Source organism: Pantoea agglomerans (assembly GCF_020149765.1).
Classification (GTDB): domain Bacteria; phylum Pseudomonadota; class Gammaproteobacteria; order Enterobacterales; family Enterobacteriaceae; genus Pantoea; species Pantoea alvi.
This window is the reverse complement of the sequence record NZ_CP083809.1, coordinates 3,841,800-3,861,575: the sequence shown is the minus strand read 5'-3', so window position 1 is coordinate 3,861,575 and position 19,776 is coordinate 3,841,800. Positions and strand designations below refer to the sequence as shown.

The following is a 19,776-nucleotide window of genomic DNA, read 5'->3' as shown; positions in this document are numbered from 1 at the left end:
CGCTATCTGGAGACGACTAATCCATTGATTTAAATCCATTTGTTATTACAGGCCCTTCATCGTCTCAAAAGGGAGACAGCAAGATGACTCATCGTCGTCAGATACAGACAAGGGGTACACGGCAGGGGATTGTAAATAAAGGCGTTTTTTATATCTTCGGCATCCTGGCACGCGCTGTGCAATAATTAGCGCGTAGATGCTCATTCCACCTCTTATGTCTGCTGATGCTGCATAAACCTGGGAATGATGCAGAGCCACTTTTGGGTATCCGTTGTCTGCCTGCCTGCATCGCTAACGCCTTGCAGGGTCAACAGACACACCGTTGAGTCGGATACCTCAGGGTTGTCTTACCGACCTGATATTACACCTGCCACTGGCAGGTGTTTTTTTTGCGGCGGATAAAGGGCAAAAAAAAGCCGGGCAAGCCCGGCGTAAACAAGTAACAACAACATTAAGCATTCGGGTTGTTTTTTAGCGTCAGCAGTAAGCCTTCACGGCGCATTTTCGCTGCCTCTTCTGGACGGTGCATGCGGTCGTAGGCATCAGCCAGCCACGCGTAGTCGAAGGCGTCAGGGCGCTGCGCCAGCGCCTGCTGGAACGCTTCCACGGCCTGCTGCCATTCGCCATGGCGCATCAGCAGCTGTCCCAGCGTGCTGTGCAGCAGTGGCGTCGCGCCATGCTGCTTGATCTGCTGGCGCAGCGCTTTCTCCAGCGCCTCAGGATTGCTGCTTTTGATGCGCGGCATCAGCAGTACCAGTCGATCGTCATAGTGGCGTTTCAGGCCATCCAGCACGATTTCCTGCGCGGTCTGGTGATCGTCGCACTCAATCAGATGGTCTGCCATTGCCACCTGCAGCGCCGTTTGCTGACGCGTTTTACGGCTCAGATTTGACCACCAGCGCTTCAGGCCGTCGCTGCCCTGATCGGCCATCGCCTGATTCATCAGGCCGAGCCACGCCTGCTGCTGCAGGTGGGCGCGATGCTCTTCATCTCCAACCTGCGATTTTTCCATCGCAGGCAGAATATCAATCAGCGAGCTCCATGCGCCGGTGCGCACGTAAGCCTGCTCCGCCAGGCGCAACACTTCCGGGTGACGCGGCGCAACCTCCAGCAGTCGGTCGATGCCGTGACGCGCGGCGTGATCTTCGTTACGCGCCAGCAGAATACGCGCGCGGGTGATTTCAACCGGGATCACGTCGTTGTCCGACAGCTCGGCAGCGCGTTCAAGATGCTGGTTGGCGCGGATCTCATCGCCGCGCTGCTGCGCCGCTTCGGCCGCCAGCAGATAGTTGGCCACCGGCACTTCCGCGTGATCGGCATCTTTCGACAGCAGCTTCTCTACCTGACGGTGATCGCCTTCCGCCAGCTTCATCAGTGCGGTCTGCGTATGACGCTGCGCGCGGCGGCGTTTGCGTCCGGTAAACCAGCCTCGGGTACGTGCGCCGGTGCGAAACAGACGACGCAGCAGCCATTCAACGCCGAGAATAATCAGCAGGCTGATAATCAGAATGATGACCAGTCCGGTGACGCTGGTTTCCACATTCCAGTTATCGGTTTGAATCAGCACATAGCCCTGATGGCCGGCAATCATCGGACCCACCACAATGCCGGCGATCAGCAGGACAAACAGGATAAATACCTTAAGCATGCGCTTAGCCTCCTTGCTGGTCAGCGGGGACGGAAGGCTGCGCAATCAGATTGCGCACGCGCGTCTGCATCAGCTTGTCGATAAGCGGCTGGCTTTCCAGATTGTCCGGCAGGTTCATATTGATGCTCTGCTGGCTCAGCTCATCCAGCTGCGCCAGAAAGGCTTTGGTCGCAGGATCGTTGGTGTCGTACCAGGCGCGCACCCAGCTGGACACGGTATCGATAGACTGTTTATAGATCTCATCCTGATGACGCGGCACCGCCTGTGCGGCGATCAGCAGACGCGAGCGGATGTTCTCGCGCAGATAGACATCCTGGTTCGGCGCCAGCAGCGGCTGCGCCGTATTATCGCGGCGGCGGATGGTGATAAAGTCATCCATAAAGTTATGCCAGCTTTTCACCAGGTTCTGTCGCCATTCGCGCAGTGAAGAGGTCAGCTCGCCGCCATCGCTGTCCATCGGCGCGTCGTCGCTGTCGTTATCCGCCAGACGCAGGTTGTCGACGCCGTTGGAGAGCTGGTTCAGCTTCAGAATGATGCCGTCATAATCGATTTGATCGATGGCTGAAAGGGTGCTGATATCCTGGGTCAGCGCGCGACGCACGCTGGTGACGCTCGGATCGTTCATATCGGCCAGGCTGGCGTCGGCGCTTTTCAATAGCGCTGCTGCCGTGGTGACGTCCTGATCGCTCCAGAGCTTGCGGCCCGCCAGCTTCACCAGATAGTCAGCCTGCGACACCAGCCAGGCGTGTATGTCATTGCCGGAAATGGTGGCGACCTTTTCACGCAAGGTCTCCAGCTCTTTCGCCGTGGCGGCCTGCTGGGTACGTGCGTCGTTCAGAGCGCTTTGCGCGCTGCTGAGCTGCTGAGCCAGCTGCTGTTTGTCGCTGCCCGCTTGCTGCTGCAAGGCGTTCAGCTTGTCGCTCAGGCTTTGATTCGCCTGCGCCTGAAGTTCAGCCTGATGTTTCCCGTTAAGGTATAAACCCGCGCCGGTCGCCAGGGCGATAACAATCGCCACCGCGCCCAGCACCATACCGCCGCTCTTTCTGTCGCGCGGCGGCTGCGGGGAAGAAGAGGGCGAAGTATCTGCCGCTGGCGTAGTCTCTTCAACCGTGGCGGAGGTCGCTTTTTGTTCCGTCATCTGTGGCACATCCCATGATTAAGTTCAGCGTAACGCGCGCAGCAGCGCATCGTTATCGGCACCATCGGCTACCTGAATATCCTGCCAGCCCAGTTCTCCGGCAAGCGTAGCCAAACGTTCGCTGACGACAATCAGTCGACAGCGCAATAACCATTCCTCGCGATCGATCGCGGGGAACAGAGAAAACAGCTGTTGTAACATTTCACCGCTGCTGACCACCAGCGTTGTGATGCCGCGGTTGCGCCAGCGTCGACCTTCAACAGCGCCGTCGTAATGCTTCTGGCAGCGCTGGTAGCACTGGCTGAATGAGACCTCCGCCCCGCGCGCGGTAAGGGTTTCCGCCAGCAGCTCGCGCCCCGGATTTCCGCGTAAAATCAGCACTTTCTTACCGGATACGCGCTGTAGCGCCGCCAGGTTTATCAGCGCTTCGCTGGTTTCCCGGGCGTGCGGATAATCGACATGGCGACCGCTGGCGGTATGAAACGCCAGCGCGGTACTGCGACCAATTGCATAATAGTCTACGTCCGCCGGCCACGCTGCGTTATGACGCATCAGCGCCGGCTGCGCATAGTGGATCACCTGCTGAGAAAGCAGAAAAACCAGGTCGCCAGCGCGCAGCGCGGCAAGCTGCTGCGGCAGGTGATGAAGGTCGCTGCCCGGCGCAAACTCAATCAGCGGCAGGCTCCAGGCCTGAAGGCCAAGGCCGCGCAGGCGAGTCACCAGCGCGCTGGCTGCGGGTTCCGGGCGAGTGACCAGGATTGTCATACCGGCGGCTGCCCCTGGTAGACCTCGCGCAGAATATCGCGCGCGCCGTTGCCGAGCAGTTCGTCGGCGAGAGAGACGCCCATCGCTTCCGCCTCGGCGCGCGAGCCGCGGCGTTCGCCGCGCACCATCACGCTGCCGTCCGGCGCACCGACCAGGCCGCGCAGCCAGAGCTGGTCGCCTTCCAGCAGCGCAAAGCTGCCGATCGGCACCTGACAGCCGCCTTCCAGCCGCGTATTCATCGCCCGTTCCGCTTTAACGCATACGGCGGTGTCGTCGTGATTAAGCGCCTGAAGAAGGCTAATCAGCTCGCTGTCGTCAAGGCGGCATTCGATGCCGACCGCGCCCTGGCCGACGGCGGGCAGGGAGATTTCCGCCGGCAGCGGCTGGCGAATGCGTGATTCCAGCCCCAGCCGCTTCAGTCCGGCGGCCGCGAGAATAATGGCGTCATATTCGCCGGCGTCGAGTTTTGACAGGCGCGTGCCGACGTTGCCGCGCAGCGAACGGATCACCAGGTCCGGGCGGCGTTCGCTGATCTGGCTCTGACGACGCAGGCTGGAGGTGCCCACAACCGCGCCCTGCGGCAGCGCGTCGAGCGAGTCGTAATGGTTGGAGACGAAGGCGTCGCGCGGATCTTCACGCTCGCAAATCGTGACCAGCCCCAGTCCCAGCGGGAACGCGACCGGTACATCCTTCATCGAATGAACCGCGAGATCGGCGCGATCTTCCAGCATCGCCAGCTCAAGCTCTTTGACAAACAGGCCTTTACCGCCAACTTTTGCCAGCGGCGTGTCGAGAATAACGTCGCCTTTAGTGACCATAGGCACCAGCTCCACGCGCAGGCCCGGATGCGCGGCCATCAGGCGTTGCTGGACATAATGTGCCTGCCAGAGCGCAAGAGGACTTTGTCTTGTAGCAATTCTGAAAATTTTGTCTAACATGCTGTTAACCATTTTGATCGTTCACCGAATATCCTATCATTGTCGGCTGATGGCTGACAGTTTCAACGGATTATTTGACCGGGCTGACGGGAAGATGCGCCAGTAAAAAGAGGATAAAGCGGGTATCGGTGTCCGAAAGCGAATGAAGCCAATGGGAACGTGCTAAACTGTTAAGTAGCGCAACTTTCTTTACGGTCAATCTGGCAGGTGTTAGATTGATCACGTTTCCAGCAATAATCTGCCCAACTTTTTCGATTATTAAGCGGCAGGTTCAGGAAACAGGTTGCTTAAACACTGGGACAATCAGGCGAAACGTCTTGTACCTCTACATTGAGACACTGAAACAGAGACTGGATGCCATTAATCAGCTGCGCGTCGATCGCGCGCTGGCTGCGATGGGACCTGCTTTCCAGCACGTATACAGTCTGCTGCCGACCTTATTACATTATCATCATCCGCTGATGCCGGGTTACTTCGACGGTAACGTTCCCCGCGGCATCAGTTTCTTCACGCCTGAAGAAAACCAGCTTTTGCTGATGCGCGAACTGGCGGGCAGCCGCGAACTGACGCTGGACGTGTCGCGCACCGGCGAAATGCCGATCACCGGCATCTACTCTATGGGCAGCACCTCGTCGGTCGGCCAGAACAGCGTCTCCGACCTGGATATCTGGGTCTGCCATCAATCCTGGCTGGATAACGAAGAGCGTCTCAACCTGCAGCGCAAATGCACGCTGTTGCAGAAGTGGTGCGTGTCGATGGGCGTGGAAGTCAGCTTCTTTTTGATTGATGAAAACCGCTTCCGCCATAACGAAAGCGGCAGCCTCGGCGCGGAGGATTGCGGATCGACGCAGCATATTTTGCTGCTGGACGAATTCTACCGCACCGCGGTGCGTATGGCGGGCAAACGCATCCTGTGGAATATGGTGCCGTGCGAAGAAGAGCATCACTACGATGACTATGTGATGTCGCTCTACGCGCAGGGCGTGCTGACGCCGAACGAGTGGCTCGATCTCGGCGGGCTGGGCACGCTGTCGGCGGAAGAGTATTTCGGTGCCAGCCTGTGGCAGCTCTATAAAAGCATCGACTCGCCCTACAAGGCGGTGCTGAAAACCCTGCTGCTGGAAGCCTACAGCTGGGAGTATCCCAATACGCAGCTGCTGGCGATGGATATCAAACAGCGCCTGCACGACGGCGAAATCGTCAGCTTCGGCCTCGATCCCTACTGCATGATGCTGGAGCGCGTAACCCACTACCTTACCAGCGTGGACGATCAGCCGCGCCTCGACCTGGTGCGCCGCTGCTTCTACCTGAAGGTGTGCGAGAAGTTAAGCACCGACGAGAACAGCAGCCGTTCGGGCTGGCGACGTGAGATCCTGTCGCAGCTGGTAAAAGAGTGGGGCTGGAGCGAGGAAAAACTGGCGATCCTCGACAACCGCGGCGGCTGGAAAATCGAACGCGTGCGCGAGGCGCATAACGAACTGCTGGATGCGATGATGCAGAGCTATCGCAACCTGATCCGTTTTGCCCGCCGCAACAATTTAAGCGTCAGCGCGAGTCCGCAGGATATCGGCGTGCTGACGCGTAAACTGTACGCCGCGTTTGAAGCGCTGCCGGGCAAGGTCACGCTGGTTAACCCGCAGATTTCGCCCGACCTCTCGGAAGAGAACCTGACCTTTATTCACGTTCCGCCGGGCCGCGCTAACCGTTCGGGCTGGTATCTCTATAACCAGGCGCCGGACATGAGCTCGATCATCAGCCATCAGCCGCTGGAATATAACCGCTACCTGAATAAGCTGGTGGCCTGGGCGTGGTTCAACGGTCTGCTGACCAGCAAAACGCGCCTGCATATCAAAGGCAACGAAATCTGCGATCTGGCGCGTCTGCAGGAGCTGGTGAACGACGTGTCGTCGCACTTTCCGCTGCGCCTGCCCGCGCCGACGCCAAAAGCGCTCTACAGCCCGTGTGAAATCCGCCATCTGGCGATTATCGTTAACCTCGAGCACGATCCCACCTCCGCTTTCCGCAATCAGGTGGTGCACTTCGATTTCCGTAAGCTCGACGTCTTCAGCTTTGGCCAGCAGCAGCAGTGCCTGATTGGCAGCATCGATCTGCTCTATCGCAACTCGTGGAACGAGGTGCGAACGCTGCACTTCAGCGGCGAACAGGCGATGATCGAGGCGTTAAAAACCATTCTTGGCAAGATGCATCAGGACGCCGCGCCGCCAGATACGGTGGAAGTGTTCTGCTACAGCCAGCATCTGCGCGGGCTGATCCGCACGCGCGTTCAGCAGCTGGTCTCGGAATGCATTGAGCTGCGTCTCTCCAGTACGCGTCAGGAGCCGGGCCGCTTTAAGGCGCTGCGCATGGCGGGCCAGACGTGGGGGCTCTTCTTCGAGCGCATGAGCGTCTCGGTGCAGAAGCTGGAAAACGCGGTAGAGTTTTACGGCGCCATCTCCAACAACAAGCTGCACGGCCTGTCAATCAAAGTGGAATCGAACCAGACGCCGCTGCCGCCGGTGGTAAACGGCTACGCCAGCGAAGGGATTATTCAGTTCTTCTTCGAAGACACCACCGACGAGCAGGGTTTCAATATCTATATTCTGGATGAAACCAATCGCGTCGAGGTCTATCACCACTGCGAAGGCAGCAAAGAGGAGCTGGTGCGCGACGTTAGCCGCTTCTACTCCTCTTCCCACGATCGCTTTACCTACGGCTCCAGCTTTATCAACTTCAACCTGCCGCAGTTCTACCAGATTGTGAATACCGGCGATCGCTTCCAGGTTATCCCGTTCCGCAGCCAGACGCTGGCCCAGCTCTGCGCCACGCAGCCGGACAACGACAACGGCGACTACCAGCCGCGCTACCAGGTACACTGACGCCGCGCCTGCCGCGCGGCCCTTTCCTTAGAACCTCGCCGCGCGCACGTGAATTGCGGGGATTTCCTGTTGCTTTTCCATCTTCAACTGCGATGATAAGCAACCAGGTTAAGGACAAAAGAGCAGAACAGATGAAGAGAGTAAAAAGCCTGTTGGCAATGGCGCTGGCGCTGACGAGCCTGGCAGGCTGTGGACTAAAAGGACCGCTTTACTTCCCGCCCGCCGACCAGCCAAAAACGCAAACTCCACAGCAAGCTGAGCAGCAGAAAAAACAGCAGCAACAGCGTGCGGCTCAGGCGGACACGCGTGGACTGGTGAGCGGCGGCAACGCCAGCATGTCAGCAGAATAATTGTAATGGCGCACCCGGCGGAGCAAAAAATGCAGTTCTCCAAAATGCACGGACTCGGCAACGATTTCATGGTTGTGGATGCCGTGACGCAAAACGTCTTTTTCTCGCCGGAGCTGATTCGCCGGCTGGCGGATCGCCATCTGGGGATCGGTTTCGATCAGCTGCTGATCGTTGAACCGCCTTACGATCCCGATCTCGACTTCCACTATCGCATCTTCAACGCCGACGGCAGCGAAGTGGCGCAGTGCGGCAACGGCGCGCGCTGCTTTGCGCGCTTTGTGCGGCTGAAAGGCCTGACGAATAAAAGTGAAATTCGCGTCAGCACGCAAACCGGACGTATGGTACTGAGCGTGACGCCGGACGAACTGGTGCGCGTCAATATGGGCGAGCCCAACTTCGAGCCGCAGCAGGTGCCATTCCGCGCCAATAAAGCGGAAAATCTCTATCTGCTGCGCGTCGCTGAGCAGACCGTGATGTTCGGCGCGGTGTCGATGGGCAATCCCCACTGCGTGATCCAGGTCGACAGCGTGCAGACCGCCGCGGTCGACAGCCTCGGCCCGGCGCTGGAAAGCCACGAGCGCTTTCCCGAGCGCGTCAACGTCGGCTTTATGGAAGTAGTGTCGACAGAGCATATTCGCCTGCGCGTCTACGAGCGCGGGGCGGGCGAAACCCAGGCGTGCGGCAGCGGCGCGTGCGCCGCGGTAGCCTGCGGCGTTCAGCAGGGAATTCTGGCGCCGAAGGTGCGCGTCGATCTGCCGGGCGGCACGCTGCATATCGCCTGGAAAGGAGCTGGTCAGCCGCTGTTTATGACCGGCCCCGCCACACACGTTTACGATGGGTTTATTCATCTATGAAAAATATCGAAGAGCAGGCTGACAACACGCTCCTGCTGGACGATCAGGCCGTTAACGATTATCTGCAGCAAAATCCTGACTTCTTTATCCGCAACGCCCGCCAGGTCGAACAGATGGCGGTGCCGCATCCGGTGCGCGGCAGCGTGTCGCTGGTGGAGTGGCATATGGCGCGTCAGCGCAACCATATCCAGCGGCTGGAAGAGGAGATCACCCTGCTGATGGAGCAGGCCAGCGCCAACCATGAGCTGTTCGATCGGCTGCTGGCGCTGCAGGGACACCTGGCGTCGGCCGATTCGCTGCAGGAGATGCTCAACCGCCTGCACCGCTGGGCGCGCGATCTTGGGCTGGCGGGCGCCAATCTGCGCCTTTTCGCCGACAAGTGGCGGCTGGGCGCCCCCTCGGAGTTTGTGCAGCTCAGCCTGTCGCGTCAGGCCTTCGAGCCGCTGCGCATCCAGCGCTTCGGCCAGCAGCACCATTTTCTCGGCAGCCTGAACGGCCCGGAGCTGCTGCTGCTGCTGCCGCAGGCTAAAGCGATCGGCTCGGTTGCGATGTCGCTAATGGGCGAGCGCGGCGAGCTGGGCGTGCTGATTTTCAGCAGCCGCGACAGCCAGCACTATCAGGCCGGCATGGGCACGCTGCTGTTGCAGCATCTGGCGCAGATGCTGCCGGAACTGCTGTCGCGCTGGGTGGAACGCGCATGAACGCGCTGCACGCCGCCGTCGACGAATTTCTGCGCTACCTCAAGGTCGAGCGCCAGCTCAGCCCGCTGACGCAGGAAAATTACGCGCGCCAGCTGGCGACGCTGAGCGAGATGGCGGAAGAGATGAAGCTGGAGAGCTGGGCGCAGCTGGAGCCGGCGCAGGTGCGCAGCATGGCGTCGCGCAGCCGTCGCGCCGGATTAGGCACCAGCAGCCTCGCGCTGCGTATGTCGGCGCTACGCAGCTTTCTCGACTGGCAGGTCAGCCAGGGCAAACTCTCCGCCAATCCCGCGAAAGGGATCACCACGCCGCGCAACGCGCGCCATCTGCCGAAAAATATCGATGTCGATGAGGTAAACCAGCTGCTGGAGATCGACCTGAACGATCCGCTGGCGGTGCGCGACCGTGCGATGCTGGAGGTGATGTACGGCGGCGGGCTGCGCCTGTCAGAGCTGGTTAATATGGACTGCCGTCACGTCGATCTTGAGGCGGGCGACGTCTGGGTCGTGGGCAAGGGCAGCAAAGAGCGCCGGGTGCCGATTGGCCGCACCGCCGTAACCTGGCTGCAGCAGTGGCTGCCGCTGCGCGCCGCTTTTGGCAGCGAGGATGACGCGCTGTTTCTCTCCAGCCGCGGACGCCGCATTTCGGCGCGCAACGTGCAAAAGCGCTTTGCCGAGTGGGGCGTGAAGCAGGGCGTCGCCAGCCATATTCATCCGCACAAGCTGCGCCACTCGTTCGCCACGCATCTGCTGGAGTCGAGCGGCGATCTGCGCGCGGTGCAGGAGCTGTTGGGTCACGCCAACCTCTCTACCACCCAGATCTATACCCATCTCGATTTCCAGCATCTGGCGACGGTGTACGATGCTGCACATCCCCGCGCCAAACGAGGAAAGAACGAATGAAGTTTTACCGTCCGCTACGCGCCGTTAAGGCGATCACTTTCGATCTCGACGATACGCTTTACGATAACTATCCCGTGATCCGCAGGACCACCGCCGAGACGCATGCGGCGCTGCAGGCCTGGCATCCGTCGCTGCGCGACTTTACGCCGCTCGATTATCAGCGGCTGCGCGACGAGCTGCTGGCGCGCGAGCCCGATATTTATCACGACGTATCGGAGTGGCGTCGACGCTCGGTCGAGCTGGCACTGCTGAACGCCGGTCTCGCCCCGCAGGCGGCGGCAGCGGGCGCAGACGAAATCATGAAGGTATTTCACCACTGGCGCAGCCAGGTGGAGATGCCGGAAGAGACGCATCAGACGCTGAAGGCGCTGGGCGAAAAAGTCCCGCTGGTGGCCATCACCAACGGCAACGCGCGCCCGGAGCAGCTCGGCATCGCCGACTATTTTCAGTTCTCGCTGCGCGCCGGGCCAGACGGCCGCGCGAAGCCTTATCAGGATATGTATCATCTCGCCGCGCAGCGGCTCGGCATCGCGCCTGCGCATATTCTGCACGTAGGCGACGACCTGACCACTGACGTCGCGGGCGCGCTGCGCTGCGGCATGCAGGCGTGCTGGATCAACCTGCGCGGCGGCAACCTGATGCAGATTGCCGACGCGCGTCTGGTGCCGCACGTGGAAATTTCGCGATTGGCTTCCCTGACCTCACTGTTATAATGGCTGTGGATTTATCCAGTCGTACCCTGAATCATGCGTCTTGCTGCAAGCTGAATGATTCAGGGTTCGCTTTTTGTTTTCTTTAGTGAACGGTGCCTATGGACGTTTCTGATCTGCTTAACGGTTTGAATGACAAACAGCGCGAGGCCGTGGCGGCACCGCGCAGCAACCTGCTGGTGCTGGCAGGCGCGGGTAGCGGAAAAACGCGCGTCCTGGTGCACCGCATCGCCTGGCTGCTGTCGGTAGAGAACTGCTCGCCCTATTCAATTATGGCGGTAACCTTTACCAACAAAGCGGCGGCGGAGATGCGTCATCGTATCGAGCAGCTGATCGGCACCAGCCAGGGCGGCATGTGGATCGGCACCTTTCACGGCCTCGCCCATCGCCTGCTGCGCGCGCACCATCTCGATGCCGGCCTGCCGCAGGATTTCCAGATCCTCGACAGTGAAGATCAGCTGCGCCTGCTGAAGCGCCTGATTAAGGCGATGAATCTGGATGAGAAGCAGTGGCCCGCGCGTCAGGGCATGTGGTACATCAACGGCAAAAAAGATGAAGGGCTGCGCCCGAAACATATTGAAAGCTACGGCAATCCGGTAGAGCAGACCTGGCTGCGCATCTATCAGGCGTATCAGGAAGCCTGCGACCGCGCCGGGCTGGTCGATTTCGCCGAGCTGCTGCTGCGCGCCCATGAGCTGTGGCTGTATAAGCCGCATATTCTCAATCACTATCGTGAACGCTTCAGCAATATCCTGGTCGATGAGTTCCAGGACACCAACAACATCCAGTACGCCTGGATCCGCATGCTGGCGGGCGACAGCGGCCGGGTGATTATCGTCGGCGACGACGATCAGTCGATCTACGGCTGGCGCGGCGCGCAGGTCGAGAATATCCAGCGCTTCCTGCAGGATTTCCCGGCGGCGGAAACCATTCGTCTTGAGCAGAACTATCGCTCCACCAACAATATCCTGAAGTCGGCCAACGCCCTGATCGCCAATAACAACGGCCGTCTCGGCAAAGAGCTGTGGACCGACGGCAGCGACGGCGATCCGATTTCAATCTACTGCGCCTTCAACGAGCTGGACGAAGCGCGCTTTGTGGTCAACCGCATCAAAACCTGGCAGGAGAACGGCAACGCCCTACAGGATTGCGCCATTCTCTACCGCAGCAACGCCCAGTCGCGCGTGCTGGAAGAGGCGCTGCTGCAGAGCAGCATGCCCTATCGCATTTACGGCGGCATGCGCTTCTTCGAACGTCAGGAGATCAAGGACGCGCTCGCCTATCTGCGCCTGATCGCCAACCGCAACGATGATGCGGCCTTTGAGCGCGTGGTCAATACGCCAACGCGCGGCGTCGGCGATCGCACGCTCGACGTGGTGCGCCAGACCGCGCGCGAACGCCAGATGACGCTGTGGCAGGCGACGCGCGATCTGCTGCAAACCAAAGCGCTGGCGGGCCGTGCGGCCTCGGCGCTGCAGCGCTTCTGTGAGCTGGTCGATTCGCTGGCGAGCGAAACCGCCGAAATGCCGCTGCATGTGCAGACCGACCGCGTTATCAAGGACTCCGGCCTGTGGATGATGTATGAGCAGGAGAAAGGCGAAAAGGGCCAGGCGCGTATTGAAAACCTTGAGGAGCTGGTGACGGCGACGCGCCAGTTCAGCTATCAGGATGAAGATGAAGATCTGATGCCGCTGCAGGCGTTTCTGTCGCACGCCGCGCTGGAAGCGGGCGAAGGCCAGGCAGATAAGTGGCAGGATGCGGTGCAGCTGATGACGCTGCACTCGGCGAAAGGCCTGGAGTTTAGCCAGGTCTTTATCGTCGGCATGGAAGAGGGCATGTTCCCGAGCCAGATGTCGCTGGACGAGGGCGGCCGTCTGGAAGAGGAGCGGCGTCTTGCCTATGTCGGCGTGACGCGCGCCATGCTGAAGCTGACGCTGACCTACGCCGAGTCCCGACGACTTTACGGCAAAGAGGTCTATCACCGCCCGTCGCGCTTTATCGGCGAGCTGCCGGAAGAGTGTATTGAAGAGGTGCGCCTGCGCGCCAGCGTCAGCCGGCCGGTTAACCATCAGCGTATGGGCGCGCCGGTTTCGAAAAGCGACAGCGGCTTTTCGCTCGGCCAGCGCGTTAAGCATGCGAAATTCGGCGAAGGCACCATTATCAACCTGGAAGGCAGCGGCGAACACAGCCGCGTGCAGGTGGCGTTTCAGGGCCAGGGCATCAAGTGGCTGGTGGCCGCCTATGCGAAGCTGGAAACCGCTTAGTCATCGGTTGACGACTTTTTCGTCTCAGCGTAACATGCGCGCACTATTATCAAGAGAGGACAATGCCTTGGATACGCCCAGTCGATGCTGGCTCAGTCACCTGGTTACCAGGAATAACATCTAAGGCTTCCTCTTTTAGCGGGTAGCCTTAGCGGTTATCAGCGACCTCCCTTTTTTATCCCGTCGCACGAGTCAGCACTGATTCACCTTTTGAACGAGCGTTTCCGTGTCCAGGCGTTGCCGTGGCCGATCGGCCAACGGCCTTGTCCCATTTAGTCTGCAATGGGGAGTATTGCTATGCTGAGCGCATTTAAACTGGATCGCAGCCGCCTGACGCGTCTGGAGCTGGAAGACGAAAACGACAAACTGACCACCTCGGTGTGGGTCGATCTGATCGAGCCAGAAGAGGGCGAGCGCGACCGCGTGCAGAGCGAGCTGGGGCAGAGCCTGGCGACGCGTCCCGAGCTGGAGGATATCGAAGCCTCAGCGCGTTTTTTCGAAGATGAAGACGGGCTGCACATTCACTCATTCTTCTTTTATGAAGATGCGGAAGATCACGCTGGCAACTCCACCGTGGCCTTCACCATTCGCGAGGGGCGGCTCTATACGCTGCGCGAGCGCGAACTGCCTGCGTTCCGTCTTTACCGTATGCGCGCCCGTAATCAGACGCTGATCGATGGCAACGCCTTTGAGCTGCTGCTGGATCTGTTCGAAACCAAAATCGAACAGCTGGCGGATGAGATCGAGAATATCTATAGCGCGCTGGAGAAGCTCAGCCGCGTGATTATGGAAGGGCAGCAGGGCGAAGAGTATGACCAAGCGCTGTCGCGTCTCGCCGAGCTGGAAGATATCGGCTGGAAGGTGCGGCTCTGCCTGATGGATACCCAGCGCGCGCTCAATTTCCTGGTGCGCAAGGCGCGTTTGCCGAACAACCAGCTGGAGCAGGCGCGCGAGATCCTGCGCGATATCGAGTCTCTGCTGCCGCATAATGAATCGCTGTTCCAGAAGGTTAACTTCCTGATGCAGGCGGCGATGGGCTTTATCAATATCGAGCAGAACCGCATTATCAAAATCTTCTCGGTGGTGTCGGTGGTATTTCTGCCGCCAACGCTGGTGGCCTCCAGCTACGGTATGAACTTCGAGTTTATGCCGGAGCTGAAGTGGAGCTTTGGCTACCCGGCGGCGATTGGTTTGATGATCCTTGCCGGCCTGGCGCCTTATCTCTATTTCAAACGCAAGAACTGGCTGTAATCGTTTATCAGTGGACGGGCAGTCCGGAGCCTACGCGACTGACAAGGACCGATCGCAAAGACGCAAAAGGCGGCATCCCTGCCAGCTCGGCCCGCGCCTTCCCTGGCGCGGGACGCTTTGCTCTTCGGTCCATGTCATTCGCGTTTTGACATTTTTGCGCGCTGTTAGCTTAAACTTCCTGCCGCCTTGTTATACGTCGACTGCGCAGCGTCGCCACCACCGCATCAAAAATAAACACCGCCAGCGCCAGCCAGATAAAGGCGAAGGTCACCATCTTGTCGGGCGTCACCGCCTCACCGTAAAACAGCACCGCCAGCAGAAACATCAGCGTCGGGCCGAGATACTGGAAAAAGCCGACGGTAGAGAGGCGCAGCCGCGCGCAGGCAGCCGCAAACAGCATCAGAGGGATGGTGGTGATAATGCCCGCCGCTACCAGCTTGAGATTCAGGCTCAGCGGGTTGGCGCTCAGGTGGCTGGTCGGGGTATCGGCAACGCCGAACAGATAGATCGCCGCCAGCGGAAATAGCCACAGCGTCTCAATCAGCATGCCGCTCTGCGCATCGACCTGAATCTTTTTGCGCACCAGTCCGTAAAAAGCGAAGCTCAGCGCCAGCCCGAGTGCGATCAGCGGCACCGAGCCAAACTGCCACAGCTGTACCAGCACGCCGCCCGCCGCCAGCAGTACCGCCAGCCACTGCAGGCGCCGAAAGCGCTCGCGCAGGAACAGCATGCCGAGCACCACGTTAATCAGCGGGTTGATAAAGTAGCCGAGGCTCGCTTCCAGCATATGCTGGTTATTCACCGCCCAGATAAACAGCAGCCAGTTGCCGCCGATAGTGACGGCGGTCAGCGCCAGCAGCAGCACCTTCTTCGGCTGCGCCAGCACGCTGCGCACCTGGCGCCAGCTGCGGCTCAGGCTAATCAGTACCAGCATAAAAAGCGCCGACCAGATGACGCGGTGCGTCATGATCTCCGTCGGCGGTACGGCTTTCACCAGTTTGAAGTAGGCCGGGGCGATACCCCAGATAAAGTAGGCGCCGAGCGCGAAGCCAATGCCCTGGCGGGTTTGCTGCGTATCCATAGAGAGAAAGCGTCCGGAAAAAGTCGATTTTCGCACGGCGTCCGCGATTAACCAATCAAATAGGTCGCCGTCGCCGTGGCAATATAGTCGCCCTGCTGGTTATGCAGCTCCACGCGCGCCACCGCGACCTTGTTTCCGGCGCGCAGCAGGCTGCTGGTGGCAGTAAAGCGCTCGCCGCGGCCGGGACGCAGGTAATCGACGCGCATATCGATAGTGCCCATGCGCGACAGGCGCTGGCGCAGCTCCTCTTCGCTGATGCTCTCGGCGCGCGTCAGGGCGTTACTGACGCAGACCATGCCGGCGGCGACGTCCAGCACCGAGGCGATAACCCCGCCGTGCAGGATCTGCTGCGCCGCGTTGCCGACCAGCATGGTTTTGCTGGCGAAGCTGATTTCGGCATAGTCGCTCTCCAGCCGATCCAGCTCCAGGCCGAGCGCCTGATTAAAGGGCATATGGTAAACAAAAATTTCACCCACCATCTGGCGGGCTTCCTGCTGAGACAGCAGCCGTGATGACATAGCAGCAATCCTGCGCATACGCCTTTGCGGCGTAAAATGTTAATGAGTTGTGTATTCTAAGCCGCGCGCGAGAGGGTTTCCAGTTTCGGAAATCAGCGCTCATCTTCACCGACTTTTGCGTGTAGAATGGCCTCCTTTTTATGACTCCCCATTCATTTGACTCGCAGCCTTCATCGGAGAAAGTTATGCGCAAGCATCGCGCCTTGTTAGCAGCCGCCCTGTTACTCCCTGCGCTGGCGCAGGCGGAAGAAGCCACCGTAAAAGAGGTCCACGATACCCCTCAGGTGCGCGGCAGCATTATCGCCAACCTGCTGGAGAAGCACGACAACCCGTTTGTGCTCTATCCGTATGAGAGCAACTATCTGCTCTATACCTATACCAGCGATATCAATAAAGAGGCGATCTCCTCCTATAACTGGGCGGACAACGCGCGCAAAGATGAAGTGAAATTTCAGCTCAGTCTGGCATTTCCGCTGTGGCGCGGTATTCTGGGTGACAACTCCGTGCTGGCCGCCTCCTATACGCAGCGCTCCTGGTGGCAGCTGTCGAACCGCGGCGAGTCGTCGCCGTTTCGCGAGACCAACTACGAGCCGCAGATTTTCCTCGGCTGGGCCACGGATTACGACTTCGCCGGCTGGACGCTGCGCGATGTGGAGGTGGGCTTTAACCACCAGTCTAACGGCCGCAGCGATCCGACCTCGCGCAGCTGGAACCGCGTCTATGCGCGCCTGATGGCGCAGAACGGCAACTTCCTCGCCGAAGTCAAACCCTGGTACCGCATACCGGACAGCGAAGACGATAACCCGGATATCACCAAATATATGGGCTACTACCGTCTGAAGCTGGGCTATATCGCCGGCGAGAATATCTTCAGCGTGGAAGGCAACTACAACTGGAATACCGGTTTTGGCGGTGCGACGCTGGGCTGGAGCTATCCGATCAGCGAACACGTGCGTTTCTATACTCAGGTGTTTAGCGGTTATGGCGAGTCGCTTATCGACTATAACCACCGTCAGACGCGTCTCGGCGTCGGCGTCATGCTAAACGATCTGTTCTGACTCTCCGGAAAACAACAGGAATACAGTGGCAATCTCGGTAGTACATAATCAGGAAGCGCTGGCGCAGCAGGTATTGCAGGATACCTTCGGCTATCAGCATTTTCGTCCCGGTCAGCAAACCATTATCAATGCGGCGCTGAGCGGACGGGATTGTCTGGTCGTTATGCCCACCGGCGGCGGTAAATCGCTCTGCTATCAAATCCCCGCGCTGGTGCAGGAAGGCCTGACGCTGGTGGTGTCGCCGCTGATTTCGCTGATGAAAGATCAGGTGGATCAGCTGCTGGCGAACGGCGTTGCGGCGGCGTGTCTTAACTCCACCATGACGCGCGAACAGCAGCAGCAGGTCATGGCGGATTGCCGTACCGGCCGCGTCAGGCTGCTCTATATCGCGCCTGAGCGTCTGATGATGGATAACTTCCTTGAGAGCCTGGCGCACTGGCAGCCTGCGATGCTGGCGGTCGACGAAGCGCACTGTATTTCGCAGTGGGGCCACGATTTCCGGCCGGAATATGGCGCGCTGGGTCAGCTGCGCCAGCGTTTCCCGCAGCTGCCGGTGATGGCGCTGACCGCCACCGCCGACGAAACCACGCGCAACGATATCGTTCACCTGCTGAATATGCAGGACCCGCTGATTCAGATCAGCAGCTTCGACCGTCCTAATATTCGCTATACGCTGGTGGAGAAGTTCAAGCCCACCGAGCAGCTGCTGCGCTACGTTCAGGATCAGCGCGGCAAAAGCGGCATTATTTACTGCAACAGCCGCGCCAAGGTCGAAGACACCGCCGCGCGTCTGCAGAGCCGCGGGCTGAGCGTCGGTGCCTATCATGCCGGCATCGACAGCGTGCAGCGCGCCCGGGTGCAGGAGGCGTTCCAGCGCGACGACCTGCAAATTGTGGTGGCGACGGTGGCGTTCGGTATGGGCATTAACAAGCCCAACGTGCGCTTCGTGGTGCACTTCGACATTCCGCGCAATATCGAATCCTACTATCAGGAAACTGGCCGCGCCGGACGCGACGGGCTGCCGGCCGAAGCGATGATGCTTTACGATCCGGCGGATATGGCGTGGCTGCGCAAATGTCTGGAAGAGAAAGCGCCCGGGCCGCTGCAGGATATTGAGCGTCACAAACTTAACGCCATGGGCGCCTTCGCTGAAGCGCAAACCTGCCGCCGTCTGGTGCTGCTCAACTATTTCGGTGAAGGACGCCAGCAGCCGTGCGACAACTGCGATATCTGCCTCGATCCGCCGAAGCGTTACGACGGTCTGGTGGAAGCGCAGAAAGCGCTCTCCTGCATTTATCGCGTCGGTCAGCGTTTCGGCATGGGCTATATCGTCGAGGTGCTGCGCGGTGCCAACAACCAGCGCATTCGCGATCAGGGACATGACAAGCTGCCGGTTTACGGCATTGGCCGCGAGCAGAGCCATGAACACTGGGTCAGCGTGCTGCGCCAGCTTATCCACCTTGGGCTGGTGACGCAGAATATCGCCATGCACTCCGCGCTGCAGCTGACGGAAGCGGCGCGTCCGGTGCTGCGCGGCGAAGTGCCGCTGATGCTGGCGGTGCCGCGTCTTAACGCGGCGAAGCCGAAAAGCAGCAGCTCGCCGAAAATTTACGGCGGCAATTACGATCGCAAGCTGTTCGCCAAGCTGCGTAAATTGCGTAAAGCCATTGCCGACGAAGAGAATATCCCGCCCTACGTGGTGTTTAACGACGCCACGCTGATTGAGATGGCGGAGCAGATGCCGGTAACGGCGTCGGAGATGCTGAGCGTCAACGGCGTCGGCCACCGCAAACTGGAGCGCTTTGGCAAACCCTTCCTGGTGATGATCAAAGAGCATCTTGATGATGAAGAGTAAAGGATACTACCCATGCTGATGTTATTTGCCACGGTTGCGCTGGTGCATCTGGTCGCGCTGATGAGTCCCGGCCCGGACTTCTTTTTTGTTTCACAAACTGCCGCCAGCCGTTCGCGCAAAGAGGCGATGATGGGCGTGCTCGGCATTACGCTGGGGATCGTTATATGGGCGGGCGTCGCGCTGATGGGGCTGCACCTGATCCTGGAAAAGATGGCGTGGCTGCATCAGATCATTATGGTCGGCGGCGGTCTCTATCTGCTGTGGATGGGCTGGCAGCTGCTCGGCTCGGCGCGTCAGCGCCACAAGAAACCGGCTCAGGATGCGCCGGTCGTGGAGCTGCCGAAAAAGGGCAGAAGTTTTCTTAAAGGCTTTCTCACCAACCTGTCGAACCCGAAAGCGATTATCTACTTCGGCAGCGTTTTCTCGCTGTTCGTCGGCAATGATATCGGCGCGCTGGAGCGCTGGGGTCTGTTCCTGCTGATCGTCGGCGAGACCTTTGCCTGGTTTACGCTGGTGGCGGCGATCTTCGCTCTGCCGTGGATGCGCGACAAATATCAGCGCGCGGCGAAATGGGTCGATGGCGTGGCGGGTGTACTGTTCGCCGGTTTCGGCATCCACCTTATCATTTCTCGTTAGAGCCTGGTTTACTTGCCATTTCGGCACCGGGCAGTGCTCGTTATCCTCACGTACTGATGTACGCTGCGGTGACTGCGCGCTGTCCGGCACCGAACTGGCTGCGACACCGACGGCTCTGAATATCGGCGCTGCTGTTTTTTCTCGTCAGAGACTGCCTAACTTGCCATTTCGGCACCAGGCAGTGCTCGTTATCCTCACGTACTGATGTACGCTGCGGTGACTGCGCGCTGGCCG

General features: G+C 59.5%; 17 protein-coding genes. 11 read left to right on the top strand and 6 right to left on the bottom strand.

The window, feature by feature from the left end:
* Positions 1-451 precede the first annotated feature (451 nt).
* Genes hemY through hemC form a run of 4 tightly spaced genes read right to left on the bottom strand, consistent with a single transcriptional unit; the run spans position 452 to position 4,489 of the window.
* Positions 452-1,648, bottom strand: a complete 1,197-nt coding sequence (gene hemY, locus LB453_RS21110) for a protoheme IX biogenesis protein HemY (protein WP_103797446.1) — start codon at positions 1,646-1,648, stop codon at positions 452-454.
* Between the two features lie 4 nt (positions 1,649-1,652).
* Entirely contained in the window at positions 1,653-2,786 is a 1,134-nt protein-coding gene (gene hemX / locus LB453_RS21105) for a uroporphyrinogen-III C-methyltransferase (protein ID WP_103797447.1), read from the bottom strand.
* A 24-nt stretch (positions 2,787-2,810) separates the two neighbouring features.
* On the bottom strand, positions 2,811-3,551 hold the full coding sequence (gene hemD / locus LB453_RS21100) for a uroporphyrinogen-III synthase (RefSeq protein WP_103797448.1): 741 nt from the start codon (positions 3,549-3,551) through the stop codon (positions 2,811-2,813).
* Positions 3,548-4,489 carry a hydroxymethylbilane synthase gene (hemC, locus tag LB453_RS21095; RefSeq protein WP_103797487.1) on the bottom strand — a complete coding sequence of 314 codons (942 nt, stop codon included), beginning with the start codon at positions 4,487-4,489 and terminating at the stop codon, positions 3,548-3,550. Before hemC ends, hemD begins: the two co-directional genes overlap by 4 nt.
* A 317-nt stretch (positions 4,490-4,806) precedes the next feature.
* Here hemC and LB453_RS21090 point away from each other — a divergent pair, with 317 nt between their 5' ends.
* The 8 genes from LB453_RS21090 to corA all read left to right on the top strand — a co-directional run bounded on the left by LB453_RS21090 (position 4,807) and on the right by corA (position 14,394).
* Entirely contained in the window at positions 4,807-7,365 is a 2,559-nt protein-coding gene (locus tag LB453_RS21090) for a class I adenylate cyclase (protein WP_103797449.1), read from the top strand.
* Positions 7,366-7,496: 131 nt separating this feature from the next.
* Positions 7,497-7,715, top strand: a complete 219-nt coding sequence (gene lptM, locus LB453_RS21085; protein ID WP_103797488.1) for an LPS translocon maturation chaperone LptM — start codon at positions 7,497-7,499, stop codon at positions 7,713-7,715.
* A 29-nt stretch (positions 7,716-7,744) separates the two neighbouring features.
* Entirely contained in the window at positions 7,745-8,569 is an 825-nt protein-coding gene (dapF, locus tag LB453_RS21080) for a diaminopimelate epimerase (RefSeq protein WP_103797489.1), read from the top strand.
* Entirely contained in the window at positions 8,566-9,270 is a 705-nt protein-coding gene (locus LB453_RS21075; RefSeq protein WP_103797450.1) for a DUF484 domain-containing protein, read from the top strand. Before dapF ends, LB453_RS21075 begins: the two co-directional genes overlap by 4 nt.
* Positions 9,267-10,169, top strand: a complete 903-nt coding sequence (gene xerC, locus LB453_RS21070) for a tyrosine recombinase XerC (RefSeq protein WP_103797451.1) — start codon at positions 9,267-9,269, stop codon at positions 10,167-10,169. The genes LB453_RS21075 and xerC overlap by 4 nt, the downstream gene beginning before the upstream one ends.
* On the top strand, positions 10,166-10,882 hold the full coding sequence (yigB, locus tag LB453_RS21065; protein ID WP_103797452.1) for a 5-amino-6-(5-phospho-D-ribitylamino)uracil phosphatase YigB: 717 nt from the start codon (positions 10,166-10,168) through the stop codon (positions 10,880-10,882). The genes xerC and yigB overlap by 4 nt, the downstream gene beginning before the upstream one ends.
* Positions 10,883-10,980: 98 nt before the next feature.
* Complete coding sequence (uvrD, locus tag LB453_RS21060; protein ID WP_103797453.1) at positions 10,981-13,143, top strand: DNA helicase II; 2,163 nt, start codon at positions 10,981-10,983, stop codon at positions 13,141-13,143.
* A 297-nt stretch (positions 13,144-13,440) separates the two neighbouring features.
* Positions 13,441-14,394, top strand: coding sequence for a magnesium/cobalt transporter CorA (corA, locus tag LB453_RS21055; protein WP_033754593.1), 954 nt, complete (start codon positions 13,441-13,443; stop codon positions 14,392-14,394).
* A 169-nt stretch (positions 14,395-14,563) separates the two neighbouring features.
* Here the strand turns inward: corA and rarD are convergent, their stop codons facing one another.
* Both rarD and LB453_RS21045 read right to left on the bottom strand, forming a co-directional pair.
* The gene (rarD, locus tag LB453_RS21050) at positions 14,564-15,475 is read right to left on the bottom strand and encodes an EamA family transporter RarD (protein WP_103797454.1); all 912 of its coding nucleotides are present in this window, start codon (positions 15,473-15,475) and stop codon (positions 14,564-14,566) included.
* 47 nt (positions 15,476-15,522) lie between these two features.
* A complete protein-coding gene (locus tag LB453_RS21045) occupies positions 15,523-15,993 on the bottom strand; it encodes a thioesterase family protein (RefSeq protein WP_103797455.1) in 471 nt (156 codons plus the stop codon).
* Between the two features lie 185 nt (positions 15,994-16,178).
* Between LB453_RS21045 and pldA the strand changes: the two genes are divergently transcribed.
* From pldA to rhtC, 3 genes are read left to right on the top strand one after another with little or no spacing between them, the layout of a single operon-like run.
* Entirely contained in the window at positions 16,179-17,051 is an 873-nt protein-coding gene (gene pldA / locus LB453_RS21040; RefSeq protein WP_103797456.1) for a phospholipase A, read from the top strand.
* A gap of 25 nt (positions 17,052-17,076) precedes the next feature.
* A complete protein-coding gene (gene recQ / locus LB453_RS21035; protein WP_103797457.1) occupies positions 17,077-18,906 on the top strand; it encodes an ATP-dependent DNA helicase RecQ in 1,830 nt (609 codons plus the stop codon).
* A 12-nt stretch (positions 18,907-18,918) separates the two neighbouring features.
* Positions 18,919-19,542, top strand: coding sequence for a threonine export protein RhtC (gene rhtC, locus LB453_RS21030; RefSeq protein WP_224481568.1), 624 nt, complete (start codon positions 18,919-18,921; stop codon positions 19,540-19,542).
* Positions 19,543-19,776 lie beyond the last annotated feature (234 nt).